Origin of the sequence: Pseudonocardia ailaonensis, assembly GCF_039531635.1 — a bacterium.
GTDB classification, from domain to species: Bacteria; Actinomycetota; Actinomycetes; order Mycobacteriales; family Pseudonocardiaceae; genus Pseudonocardia; species Pseudonocardia ailaonensis.
Genome location: NZ_BAAAQK010000004.1, coordinates 267,210 through 279,161, shown reverse-complemented (window position 1 = coordinate 279,161; position 11,952 = coordinate 267,210). Strand labels below are relative to the sequence as shown.

Genomic DNA, 11,952 nt, shown 5'->3' with positions numbered 1-11,952 from the left:
TCATTCCCCACCCCCGGGTTGCCCGATCGCGATCATCCGCTCCACCGCGGCCCGCCCGCGCGCGGCGAGCTCGGGATCCACGTGCACCTCGTCGGTGCCGTTGCGGACGCTCCGCAGCAGCGCCTCCGGCGTGATCATCTTCATGTAGCCGCATCTCGCGCGGTCGTTGACCGCCTGGAAGTCGATCTCCGGGGCGGCCCGGCGGAGCTGGTGGAGCATGCCGACCTCGGTCGCGACCAGGACCTGCTTCGCCTTGGTGGCGCGGGCGGCGTCGATCATGCCGCCCGTCGAGAGGATCTTGACCTTGTCGGCGGCGACCGCACCCGAGCCGGCCAGGTAGAGCGCCGACGTCGCGCAGCCGCACTCGGGGTGGACGAACAGGTCCGCGTCCGGGTGCGCCTCGGCCTGCTTCGTGAGCTCGGCGCCGTTGATGCCGGCGTGCACGTGGCACTCACCGGCCCAGACGTGCATGTTCTTGCGGTCGAGGGTGCGCCGGACGTGGGCGCCGAGGAACTGGTCCGGCAGGAACAGCACCTCCTTGTCCTCCGGGATCGAGGCGACCACCTCGACGGCGTTCGACGAGGTGCAGCAGATGTCGGTCTCGGCCTTCACCGCGGCGGTGGTGTTGACGTAGCTGACCACGACGGCGCCGGGGTGCTCGGCCTTCCACTCCCGCAGCTGCTCGACCGTGATCGAGTCCGCGAGCGAGCAGCCGGCCCGCGCGTCGGGGATCAGCACCGTCTTCTCCGGCGAGAGGATCTTCGCCGTCTCGGCCATGAAGTGGACGCCGCAGAAGACGATGGTGTCGGCCTCGACCTCGGCCGCGATCCGGGAGAGCGCGAGGGAGTCGCCCACGAAGTCCGCCACGTCCTGGATCGCGGGCAGCTGGTAGTTGTGCGCCAGCAGCACGGCGCCGCGCTTGCGCGCGAGCTCCTTCACCTCGTCGGCCCAGCCGGGGAACGGAACGTCGGTTCCCTGCTGCAGATCTGCCGTCACGGTCATGGCGTCCTCCTCGCGGTGTTTTCGCCTGTTGGTCGAAAACACGGGTGATCGTAGCATCGGGGAACGCCCGACGGCACTGTCCGGGTGACCCGGAACTCACCTGCCCGTAACCTCCCTGCCACGATCCGGTCCCCCACTACGATCTCGGGACATGCCCGCGCCGACCGGTCACGAGGTGCTCGCGGCCGTCCTCCAGGTCCGCGACGGAGTCCTGCAGGTCCTGCTGTGGCAACGCGCCATGGCGCCCGACCGGGGCCGGTGGGCGCTGCCCGGCGGGGCCCTGGGCGACGACGAGGACGTCGAGGAGTCCGTGCGTCGCCAGCTCGCCGAGAAGGTGGACGTCCAGGAGGTCGCGCACGTCGAGCAGCTCGGCGTGTTCAGCGCGCCCGGCCGGGTCCCCGGCTCCCGCCTGGTGGCGACGGCGTTCCTCGGCCTGGTCCCCTCCGACGCCGATCCCGAGGTGCCCGCGGACACCGCCTGGCATCCGGTGGAGGCCCTGCCGGACACCGCGTTCGACCACGCGGAGATCGTCCGGGACGCGCGGGACCGCCTGCGCGCCAAGCTGTCCTACACCAACCTCGGCTTCGCGCTGACCCCGCGCGAGTTCACGATCTCCGCCCTGCGCGACCTGTACGTCGCGGCCCTGGGACACCCGCTGAGCGCCACCAACCTGCAGCGGGTCCTCACCCGGCGCGGGGTGCTGGCGGCCACCGGCGAGACCGCGCCGCCCGGTCCCTCCGGCGGGCGCCCGGCCGCGGTCTTCCGGTTCACCGAGCGCTGCCTGCGCGTCACGGACGCCTCGGCGGTGTTGCGACCACCCGGGTCGCCCCGGCCGGATTCGGCGGGCGACGGCGGGGTGGGGGCCGTACCGTGACCGCGTGACCGGTACCGAGTCCCTCCCCCTCTTCCCGCTGGGGACCGTGCTCATGCCCGGCGCGCCGCTGCCGCTGCACATCTTCGAGCCGCGCTACCGGCAGCTGACCGTCGACCTGGTGACGGGTGCGGTGCCGGGCAAGGAGTTCGGCGTCGTCGCGGTGCGGGAGGGCTTCGACCCGGACCGCGAGGGGATCGACGCGCTCGCCCCGATCGGCTGCACCGCGCTGCTCAAGGACGTGCGCCGGCTGCCCGACGGGCGCTACGACGTCGTCACCGTCGGGGCCCGCCGGTTCCGGCTCACCGAGCTCGACGAGGGCTCGCACCCCTACCTGTGCGGGACCGTCGAGTACCTGCCGGACGAGGGCGAGGCGCCGGCCGCCGACGACCTCACCCGGATGCTCGCGGCCTCCGCCCGCGCCGCGCACAAGGCCTACTGCGCCGCGGCCTGGCGCACGGACGACTGGTCCGAGCCGGCCCTCACCGTCGCGCCGGCCGAGCTGCCGCACCTCCTGGCCGCGGACTGCCTGCTCCCGCTGGCGGACCGCCAGGCCCTCCTGGAACAGACCAGTCCCCTGGAGCGCCTGCGCATGATCCGGATGTTCCTGGCCCGCGAGGCGGGACTGCTCGGCACGCTGCGTGCCGTCCCCACCCCGATGAGCACCTACGCCCAGCCGTCCAGCCCGAACTGAGGGGCGCGCCTCGACCGACCCACCCCCGCGAGTCAGCACTTCTCGGAGGCCGAATCACACGCTGACGACGCGCGTGAACGTCACATTCGGCCTCCCGAAAGTGCCGACTCGCGGGGGTTCGGGGGCCGGGCTACTGCCAGCCGAAGCGGGATCGCAGCTCGTGGGCGACCTTGTCGAAGCGGGGCTTGTCCAGCACCGCGCCCTCGCGGCGGATGTCGTGCTCGCCCACCTCGAGGACCCGGTCGAGGCGGATGAAGGACTCGCGGCCCTCCCGGTCCCACTCCCCCGCACCGATCGCCACCCAGTCCGGGTCGCCGTCGCGCTTGTGCTGGCTGGAGAGCATCAGGCCGAGCAGGTCGCCCTGCCCGCGCCCGACGACGAGCAGCGGCCGGTCCTTGCCCTGGCTCGCGTCCTCCTCGAACGGCACCCAGGTCCACACGATCTCGCCCGGGTCCGCGGACCCGTCCAGCTCGGGCGCGTACTCGATGCGCCGCGCGCGGTCCGCCGTCGGCGCGGTGCGGACGCCGCCGTGGTTCTCCGGTGCCGGTCGCGCGGGCTGCTCGTCCGCCTGCGACAGGAGCTTCATGCCGACGTCCACGGCCTGCTTGAGCAGGTTCCCCCAGTCCATGGCCGCACTATCTCATCGCGGCACCGATGAGTTCTCGCGGGCGCGCACGTTCCATGTTCCGAACCCACCGAATACGGAAGGATCCACTCCCATGGACTGCGCGCTCGAGGTCGTCATCGTCCCCGTCTCCGACGTCGAGAAGGCGATCGGGTTCTACCGCGACAAGCTCGGTTTCCCGATCGACTCGGACTTCCACCCGCACGAGCACTTCCGGGCCGTCCAGGTCACGCCGCCGGGCTCGGCCTGCTCGATCGTCTTCGGCAAGGGGCTCGGCAGCAGCGCCGCGCCCGGGTCCCTGCAGGGCTGCCACCTCGTCGTCACCGACATCGAGAAGGCCGCCGCGGACCTCGACGCCGCCGGCGTCGAGAACACGGGCCCGCAGCACTTCGCCGACGGCGCGATGCAGCCCGGGCCGGACCCGGCGCGCGCCGCCTACGGCTCGTTCATCTACTTCTCCGACCCGGACGGCAACTCGTGGGCCGTCCAGGAGGTCGCGAAGCACGCACGCTGATGGACCTCGACCTCGACCGCCACCGGCGCGAGCTGCACGTGCACTGCTATCGCATGCTCGCGTCGGTGCCGGACGCCGAGGACGCCGTGCAGGAGACCTACCTGCGGGCCTGGCGGGCACGGGAGTCGTTCGACGGCGAGCACCTCCGCGCCTGGCTCTACCGGATCGCGACGACGGTGTGCATCGACGTCTCCCGGGCGCGGGCCCGCCGCGGCACCGAGGTCTCGTGGCTGACGCCGTACCCGGACCCGATGCTCGACGCCGGCCAGGAGCCGGACGCGCTCACGGTCGCGCGGGAGACGATCGAGCTGGCGTTCCTCGTCGCGCTGCAGGTGCTGCCGCCGCGGCAGCGGGCCGCCCTGCTCGCGCGCGAGGTGCTGGGCCTGCCGGCCAAGGAGACCGCCGAGATGATCGGGATCTCCGTCGCGGCGGCCAACAGCGCGCTGCAACGGGCCCGGGAGACCCTGCGGGGGCACCTGCCCTCGCATCGTGACGACTGGGCGGCGCGGGATCCGGCGCCGGAGGAGAAGGAGCTGCTGGAGCGGTTCATCGCGGCCCACGAGGCGTGCGACGCACGGGCGGCGCTGGCCGTCGCGGCACAGGACATCCGCGTGACGATGCCGCCGCAGCCGATGTGCTTCGACGGGCTGGACGCGCTGCGCCCGCTGCTCGAGCGGGCGTTCGGACCGGAGCGCGACGGCGACTGGAGGCTGCTGCCCACGGGCGTCAACCGGATGCCGGCGGCGGCGAGCTACCTGCGCCGCCCCGGGGACACCCTGTTCCGGCCGTTCAAGCTCGACGTGCTGCGGGTGGAGGGGTCCGAGATCGCGGAGATCACGACCTTCGGCTGGTCCTGGTTCGCGGCCCTGGGACTTCCACCGACCCTGTGAGTGGCAATAGTCGCCATGGCGACCATTGCCACTCACGGGTCACTCGGCGGGCTGGTCCTGCTGGGCGGCCACGTCGGCGCGGACCTTCTCCATGTCGACCTCGCGGACCTTGCCGATGAGCTCCTCGAGCGCGGGTGCGGGCAGCGCACCCGGCTCGGCGTAGAGGACGACGCCTTCGCGCACGGCCATCAGCGTCGGGATCGACTGGATGCCGAAGGCGGCGGCGAGCTCCTGCTGCGCCTCGGTGTCGACCTTGCCGAAGGTGATGTCGGCGTGGGTGTCCGAGGCGTCCTCGAAGACCGGGCCGAACTGCCGGCAGGGGCCGCACCAGGACGCCCAGAAGTCCACGAGCACGGTGCCGCCACCGGCCACGACCTCGTTGAAGTTGTCCTTGGTCAGTTCCACCGTTGCCATGCAGGGCTCAACTCCCCCGGGCCGCGAGATGTTCCGTGGGCTCGCTCATCTCCACGAGCGCACCCGTGGCCCGATGGCGCCGCGACCAGGACTCGAGATGGTCGTGGGCGGTGTGGTCCAGGTAGTCGACGGCGAGGTGCACGCGGACGGCCTCCCCCGGCTTCACCGAGCTCAGGGCCCGGGACAGCGCGGGCACGGACAGGAAGCTGCACGTGCCCTCGACGACGATCCGGCGCGGCGCCCCGCTCGTCGGCTCCTCGGTGCGGACGCGAGCGCGGGCGGCGCGCCGGAGCATCAGCGCCGCGGCGAGCACGAGCCCGATCGCGACGCCCTCCAGGAGGTTCAGGAACACCACGCCGAGGACGGTGACGGCGTAGGGCGCGAGATCGCCGTGGGCGCGGGCGGTGCGCATGTCGACCGCCTTGACCAGCTGCAACCCGACGACGACGAGCAGCCCGGACAGCGCCGCGAGCGGGATCACCTCGATCGCGGCGACCAGCACGATCCCGAACAGGGCGATCCAGCAGCCGTGCAGCACGGTCGACGCGCGGGTGCGGGCGCCGGCGCGCACGTTCGCCGAGCTCCGGACGATGACGCCGGTGATCGGCAGTCCGCCGAGCAGGCCGGACACCGCGTTGCCGGCGCCCTGGCCGAGCAGCTCGCGATCGGCGTCCGTCCGGGCCCGGCCGCCGGCCAGGCGGTCCACGGCCACGGCGGAGAGCAGGCTCTCGACGCTCGCGACCAGCGCGACGGTCAGCATCCCGCCGAGCACCGCGGGCCAGAGACCGGAGTCCGGCAGCACGGGCAGCGCGACGGACTCCAGGAGGTTGCCGGGGAGGTCGACCCGCGGCACGTCGGGCCAGGCGACGGCCAGCGCCGTGGCGGCGGCGACCGCGACCAGCGCCCCGGGCACGGCCTTCTGCGGCCCGGGCAGGCGCGGCCAGAGCACCATGATCACGATCGCGGTGACGCCGACGGCGACGGCCCGGGTGTGCAGGCCGGCGAGCCGGGCGGGGAGCTCGAGGATGTTGGCGAGGGCGGAGCTCTGCGGGGCGCCGCCGAGGACCACGTGGAGCTGGGCGAGCGCGATGGTGATCCCGATGCCGGCGAGCATGCCGTGCACGACCGCGGGCGGGATGGCCTGCGCGAAGCGGGCGATCCGGGTGAGGCCGAAGGCGATCTGCAGCAGCCCGGCGCCGACCGTGATCAGGCAGGTGAGCTGCCACCCGAACTGCGCGACGAGCCCGGCGACGATCACCGTCAGCCCGGCGGCCGGCCCGCTGACCTGCAAGGGGGAACCGCCGAGCAGGCCGGCGACGACGCCTCCGACCACCCCGGCGACGAGCCCGGCCATGATCGGCGCCCCGGAGGCGAGCGCGATGCCGAGGGAGAGCGGGACGGCGACGAGGAAGACCACGAGCGAGGCGCCGAGGTCGGCGCGGACCTGGGCCGCGCTGAGTCGCGGAGCGCCGGATCGGGTGTCGCGGTGGGCGCCGATGTGGGACGCAGTGTCGACGGTGGTGATGTCGGCGCTCTCGGCTGCGGTGTGGGCGGCGTTGAGTCGCGCGGCCTCGAGTCGGGCGGCGTCGAGTCCCGCGCTGTCGGGGCGGACGCCGTCGGGGCGGACGCCGTCGGACCAGGTGGTGTCGGCACGAGGGAGGTCGGGGCGGGCGGCGCCGGGGCGGGCGGCGTCCGCTCCCCTGACCCCGGGGCGTACGGCCTCGACACGGCCGGCGGTGACCCGGGTGGGGCGGGGTGGTCCGTGCTCGCTCGCGGGGGTGTGACGACGGTGGGGCGGGACGCTGTCGGGCACGGCGGCCTCCGGATCGGGCGCGGGACGGGGTGGTCGCACGAGTGCGGCGCTGCGGCCGTGCGGTTCCCTCAGGAAACCGGACGACCGCCTTGCCCGGTTCCCCCGCGGTGCGTCCGGTTGATCCCGACTCGTCCGGATCGATCACCGCGGGTGCGGACCCCCGCCGTCGCGATCATCGGGGGACGTGCGCGACGCTCCATCCGGGTGAGCGGGGCACGACCCACGGTCCCCGTGGCGCGGCACCGGGACGACGGCGTGCCCCGATCGTGTGGATCATGGACGGCTCTGCGGCGGATCGCTCGACCGGGTGGTCGCCGCGTGAACACCGTGTCACCCGCGGGCGGCCGCCCGACCGGCGACACCGTCCCGGACGTGTCCCGCGTGGCCCGCCGTCACGACGGGTAGCTCACCGGCCGGAGGGGTGTGTCCGGTGTCGCCCACGCTCCCCGGCCCTGGGGCAACTACGCTGTGCGGACCATGTCCACGGACGTCACCGACCCCACGCGCAGCGCGTTCGCCGCCGCAGGCGCGGCGGGCGAGGGCGGCCATCCGGCGCTTTCGCGGCGTCGAGGGCTGGGACAGACCAGCGCCCGGTCGCTGCTGCTGACGCTGCTCGGCGAGTTCGTGCTCCCGCGCGAGGAGCCGGTCTGGACCCAGGTGCTGATCGACGTGCTCGCGGCGCTCGACGTCGAGCACAAGTCCGCCCGCCAGGCCCTGGCCCGCACCGCCGCCGAGGGCCTGGTCACCTCGGACCGGGCCGGGCGCCGCGTCCGCTGGGCACTCACCGCGTCGGGACGGCGGCTGCTGTCCGACGGCGCCGCGCGGATCTACGGCTTCGGCACCCCCGCCCCGGCCTGGGACGGCCGGTGGCTGGTGCTGCTGGTCAGCGTGCCCGAGGCGCGTCGCCAGCTGCGGCACCGGCTGCGCACCCGGCTCGCCTGGGCCGGCCTCGGCTCCCCCGCCCCCGGCGTCTGGGTCTCCCCGGACCCGGGCAAGGAGGCGGAGGTGGCGGACGTCGTCGCCGATCTGGAGCTCGACGCCGTGACCAGCTCCTTCGTCGGCCCCTTCGGCCGGATCGGCGAGGAGGCCGCGGTGGTCGCGCAGGCCTGGGACCTGCCCGCGATCGAGCGCGAGTACGAGGACTTCCTCGCCGAGTTCACCGACGCCGGCGCGGCGAGCGCGGCGGACGTCCTGGCCCAGCAGATCCTGCTGGTGCACGCCTGGCGCCGCTTCCCCTTCCTCGACCCGAAGCTCCCTGCCGAGCTGCTGCCCGAGGAGTGGGCGGGCGCCCGGGCCGCGGCACTGTTCGACACGCTCCACCGCCGGTGGGCCCGACAGGCCCAGGCACACTGGAAGTCGTTGGTGGAGAAGGCCGAGTAGGCCGGGTGCCGGCCCAGCGGCGCCGGGCCGCCCCGCCGCAGTCCGCGGTGGCGCCCGGTGCGTCGTGCCGCCCCGGTCCGAGGTGCCGCACCGGTTTGCGGTGCAGGAGCCGCTCCTGAGCGGCTCCTGCACCGCAACTCAGGCGGCGAGGTCCAGGATCCGGCGGCCGGGGGCGCGGCGGGCCTGGTCCAGCACCGTGTCGAGCCGGTCGAGGGCGGCGGTGAGGCCGGCGAGATCGGCGGCCACCGCGGGCGGGAGGGCGAATCCGCCCGGTGCCCCGCGCGTCCCGAGCTCGTGGACGACGGCCGGGTCCACCAGCCCGCGCGCCCACAGGATGACCTCGTGGTCGTCGAGGTGGTGGGCGACGCAGCGCCGCCTGGCCGTCTGGAACAGGGACTCGGCCCGGGTCCGGGCCTGCTCCGCCCGGTCGAGTCGGCGCCCGGACCGGGCCCGCAGCCTGCCGCGTCGCCGTTCCACGCGCTCGACGGCTGCGGTGGCCGCGCGGCGCTCCCGCTGCTCGGGCGAGTGCCGGTAGGCCTCCTGCGCGACCACGCACCACGGGGCGGCCAGTGCGGCGGCCGCGAGCAGGGCGCCGAGGGTGACGCCGAGCGGCCCGGCGTCGGCAAGGGTCGCCTCGACCGTGACCCGGACGTAGAGGGCGACGGCGGCGAGCGCGGCCAGGACCGTCAGCAGGCCGGCGGCGAGCAGCACCACCCCGGCGCGGGGCGGGAACTCCTCGCCGGGGTCGGCGTCCGGATCGGCGTGCCGCCAGGCCCACAGCCGGCGGCCCAGCCGCACCGCGAGCAGCGCCTGGACGGCGGCGCCGAACACGGCGAGGGCCACGACCGTCACCAGATCGGCGGGCTGCGGGGCCGCCCAGTCGAGGTTGAGCAGGAAGCCGAAGACCACGACCAGGGCGGCCGTGTCGACGAGCAGCAGCAGGTGCCCGAGCAGCCGGACCAGGTGGCCGTCCCGGTCGAGGTGGCGCGCACCCGGCTGGGGCGGGGCCGCGGCGATCCGGCGGGCCTCCGCGAGCGGCACCGCCCGGCCGTCGACCACCACGGGCCGGGCCTCCAGCTCCGCCGCCGCCCGGTCGTCGCGCAGAGAAGCGAGAGCTGCGCCGGTCCCCCGGTTCACGTGCCGCTCCATGGAGCGGGCCGCGCGGGACAGGGTGCGGCTCGCCCGGCGGGCACCGCGGCACTCGACCACGCACTCGAGGTCGGTGCGCTGGTCGGCCCGCAGCGCGTCGCCGGATCGGCGGGCATGGGCCTGCCGGAGCTGCTCGACGTGCGCCCCTCCCGCTCCGCGGCGGAACCGGCGGAGCTGGCGGCGCGGGGCCGGCGGCCGGTCCGGGAGCGGATGCGCTGTTCGCACACCGGCCGGGCCGAAGTCGGCCGGGCCGGGGTGCCCGGCCCCCGGACCCGTCGGGCCGGGGTGGGCCGGGTCGGCTGCGGTCTGGCGGGGCTGGGTCATGGCGCACCTCCGGGGGTGACGGTGAGGACGACGCTGCGGTTGCGCTGGGCGGCCGCCGGGACCAGGCGGCCCTGCGCGTCGGTGTCCGGGACGAGCGGGGCGTCGAATCCCAGGCCCCGCACCGTGATCCGGTCGGCGGGGATGCCGGCGGCGACCAGCACGTCCCGGCAGGCCTGTGCCCTGGTGAGGCTGAGTGCGCGGGCGGTGTCGGCGGGACCGGCGGTCGCGGTCCGGCCGTCGAGGGCCACCCGGGAACCGGCCGGCAGCCGGGCCGCGATGCCCGCGAGCGTGGTGCGGGCCTGCGGCAGCAGTGCCGCCGAGTCCGGGCCGAACAGCAGGTCCGACGGCAGGATCGTAACCGCGGGCTCACCGTGGGCCGGGACAGCCAGGGCGGGCTCGGCGGGGACCGCGGTGACCGGGGCGGCAACCTCCGAGCGCGGTGGGCCGCTGAGCGGTTCGTCGTCGATGCTGCAGCGGCCGCCCGCGGCTGTGCAGAGGTTCAGCCAATGGCTCGCGAGCCGCTGCCGCAGGCTCTCGGGCAGCGCGGCCTGGGCACCGGTGACGTCCCCGAGGCCGGAGAACACGACCGTCTTGCCGCGCAGGTCCGGGAGCAGTCCGGCCGCCTTCGCCCGGTCGACGATCGAGGCCGAGCCGACCTGGTCCCAGCCCAGGGCGTCGATAGCGAGCGGCCCGGCGGTCTGCAATCCGGACCCGATGACGACGCCGGTGAGCTCGCCGGGCAGGCGCGCGAGGTAGGTGAGCTGACCGAGGGTGTCGACCTGCCCGCTGGCCCCGGACGCCTGCGCCACCGCCGCCCGGACCCGGTCGAGCACCTGCCCGGCCAGCTCGGTCCGGCGCTGCTCGGCGTGCTCGACCTGGGTGCCGCGGCGCAGCACCAGATCGACGGACGCCGCGGGCGCCGGCCCCGAGGGCCCGTCCACGACGACGTCGAGCGTGGCCCGGTCGGTGGCGACGGCCCGCTGGACGAGCCCCGCGATGCCGGTGGTGAGCCCCGGCCGGTCCTCGTTCGCCGAGGCGTTGACGAGGATCAGGATCCGCTCCGGCGACGGCGCGGTGACCGGTGCTCCACAGGCGCTCAGGCCCGCGAGGAGAGCCGCACCCAGGACGAGAACCGGTCGTTGTCGCAGTACGGGCCGTGCGAGTACAGGCAGTGCACACATGGCGCCTCCCGAGGGCCGGCAGGAACCGGGTCACCCCCCGTGACTCGGCGCCTACCGGCTGTCCTAGGATGCGCAGACGGGATCCCCGTGCGCAATCCCTGCGTGGGATCCCACAGGTAAATTTCTGGCTGCGATCCCAGCGTGGGAGTTCAGCTCGGTATCGCAGAGGGTCTAGGTTCGCTCCGATCGGAAGGAGCCGAGGGGGTGGGGGCGATGGCAGGAATGCCGGGGAGCACGGGACCGCTCATCCCGCGACGCCGCCTGGGCGCCGAGTTCCGGCGGTTGCGGGAGGCCCGCGGGGAACAGCTCAAGGACACCGCGAAGAAGCTGATGTTCTCGACCTCCAAGCTGTCGAGGATCGAGACGGGGGTTGCCGAGCCCCAGCCTCGTGACCTGCGTGATCTTCTCGTCTACTTCGGACTCACCGGGACCCCGCACGGCGCAGATCTGGAGCGGTGGGCGGCAGAGGCGACGGAGAAGCCGTGGTGGGTCGTCGCCGGCTTCGACATGCCGACCCGTCTCGAGCAGTACCTCGCCTACGAGTCACCGGCGACGATCATCGAGGAGTACTCCTCGAACTTCATCCCCGGCCCGCTGCAGACCGAGGACTACGCGACGGCGGTCCTGCGCGGTCTCCTCCCCGACCTCGAGCCGGGCGAGATCGCCCACCAGGTGGCGCTGCGGCGCGCCCGCCGGCAGTACCTGGATGCCCGGTCCGCACCACCGCAGCTGGTCTTCGCGTTCCCGGAGGAGGTCCTCCGCCGGACGGTGGGCAGCCACGCCGTCATGCGAGCGCAGATCACCGCCCTGCTCGATGAGACCGACGAGCGGCTAGCCCTGCACGTCATTCCGTACTCGGCCGGCGTGTACCGGGCGCTCGACGCCTCGTGCACGCTCTTCGGCTACGCGGCCCCCGACGCGCCGATGGTCGCCCTCAGCAGCGCCTGGACTCTCGAGTTCACCGATGGCGCCGACGTCGTCGCGACCCTCCGCGGGCGCTTCGACGACCTCTCCGACCACTGGCTGGACCGCGCGCAGACCCGCGCCTTCCTCCAGGAGATCCACGACTCGCTTCCCACTTCCTGAAAGAGAGCA

The 11,952-nt window shown here is 74.4% G+C and carries 12 protein-coding genes; 6 read left to right on the top strand and 6 right to left on the bottom strand.

Annotated features, from left to right (window positions below; all coding sequences use genetic code 11):
- Positions 1–1,002, bottom strand: a complete 1,002-nt coding sequence (gene nadA / locus ABD324_RS07730) for a quinolinate synthase NadA (RefSeq protein ID WP_344413952.1) — start codon at positions 1,000–1,002, stop codon at positions 1–3.
- 151 nt (positions 1,003–1,153) lie between these two features.
- Here nadA and ABD324_RS07725 point away from each other — a divergent pair, with 151 nt between their 5' ends.
- Together ABD324_RS07725 and ABD324_RS07720 are read left to right on the top strand one after the other, a co-directional pair.
- Positions 1,154–1,876 carry an NUDIX hydrolase gene (locus tag ABD324_RS07725; RefSeq protein ID WP_344413950.1) on the top strand — a complete coding sequence of 241 codons (723 nt, stop codon included), beginning with the start codon at positions 1,154–1,156 and terminating at the stop codon, positions 1,874–1,876.
- Positions 1,877–1,880: 4 nt separating this feature from the next.
- Complete coding sequence (locus ABD324_RS07720) at positions 1,881–2,567, top strand: LON peptidase substrate-binding domain-containing protein (RefSeq protein ID WP_344413948.1); 687 nt, start codon at positions 1,881–1,883, stop codon at positions 2,565–2,567.
- Positions 2,568–2,697: 130 nt separating this feature from the next.
- Here ABD324_RS07720 and ABD324_RS07715 read toward each other — a convergent pair whose 3' ends face one another.
- Positions 2,698–3,195 carry a type II toxin-antitoxin system PemK/MazF family toxin gene (locus ABD324_RS07715; protein ID WP_344413946.1) on the bottom strand — a complete coding sequence of 166 codons (498 nt, stop codon included), beginning with the start codon at positions 3,193–3,195 and terminating at the stop codon, positions 2,698–2,700.
- A gap of 91 nt (positions 3,196–3,286) precedes the next feature.
- Here ABD324_RS07715 and ABD324_RS07710 point away from each other — a divergent pair, with 91 nt between their 5' ends.
- Entirely contained in the window at positions 3,287–3,706 is a 420-nt protein-coding gene (locus ABD324_RS07710) for a VOC family protein (protein WP_344413944.1), read from the top strand.
- A complete protein-coding gene (locus tag ABD324_RS07705) occupies positions 3,706–4,596 on the top strand; it encodes an RNA polymerase subunit sigma-70 (protein ID WP_344413942.1) in 891 nt (296 codons plus the stop codon). The genes ABD324_RS07710 and ABD324_RS07705 overlap by 1 nt, the downstream gene beginning before the upstream one ends.
- A gap of 39 nt (positions 4,597–4,635) precedes the next feature.
- Here the strand turns inward: ABD324_RS07705 and trxA are convergent, their stop codons facing one another.
- Together trxA and ABD324_RS07695 are read right to left on the bottom strand one after the other, a co-directional pair.
- Complete coding sequence (gene trxA, locus ABD324_RS07700) at positions 4,636–5,010, bottom strand: thioredoxin (protein WP_344413940.1); 375 nt, start codon at positions 5,008–5,010, stop codon at positions 4,636–4,638.
- 7 nt (positions 5,011–5,017) lie between these two features.
- Complete coding sequence (locus tag ABD324_RS07695) at positions 5,018–6,823, bottom strand: SulP family inorganic anion transporter (protein WP_344413938.1); 1,806 nt, start codon at positions 6,821–6,823, stop codon at positions 5,018–5,020.
- Positions 6,824–7,300: 477 nt separating this feature from the next.
- On the opposite strand from ABD324_RS07695, the gene ABD324_RS07690 reads away from it, so the two are divergent.
- Positions 7,301–8,203 carry a PaaX family transcriptional regulator gene (locus ABD324_RS07690; protein WP_344413936.1) on the top strand — a complete coding sequence of 301 codons (903 nt, stop codon included), beginning with the start codon at positions 7,301–7,303 and terminating at the stop codon, positions 8,201–8,203.
- A 138-nt stretch (positions 8,204–8,341) separates the two neighbouring features.
- Here the strand turns inward: ABD324_RS07690 and ABD324_RS07685 are convergent, their stop codons facing one another.
- Together ABD324_RS07685 and ABD324_RS07680 are read right to left on the bottom strand one after the other, a co-directional pair.
- Positions 8,342–9,676: a hypothetical protein gene (locus ABD324_RS07685; protein WP_344413934.1), complete on the bottom strand. Its 1,335-nt coding sequence runs from the start codon at positions 9,674–9,676 to the stop codon at positions 8,342–8,344.
- Positions 9,673–10,857, bottom strand: coding sequence for an OmpA family protein (locus ABD324_RS07680; RefSeq protein ID WP_344413932.1), 1,185 nt, complete (start codon positions 10,855–10,857; stop codon positions 9,673–9,675). Before ABD324_RS07680 ends, ABD324_RS07685 begins: the two co-directional genes overlap by 4 nt.
- A gap of 213 nt (positions 10,858–11,070) precedes the next feature.
- On the opposite strand from ABD324_RS07680, the gene ABD324_RS07675 reads away from it, so the two are divergent.
- Positions 11,071–11,943, top strand: a complete 873-nt coding sequence (locus ABD324_RS07675) for a helix-turn-helix domain-containing protein (RefSeq protein ID WP_344413930.1) — start codon at positions 11,071–11,073, stop codon at positions 11,941–11,943.
- Positions 11,944–11,952: the final 9 nt, after the last annotated feature.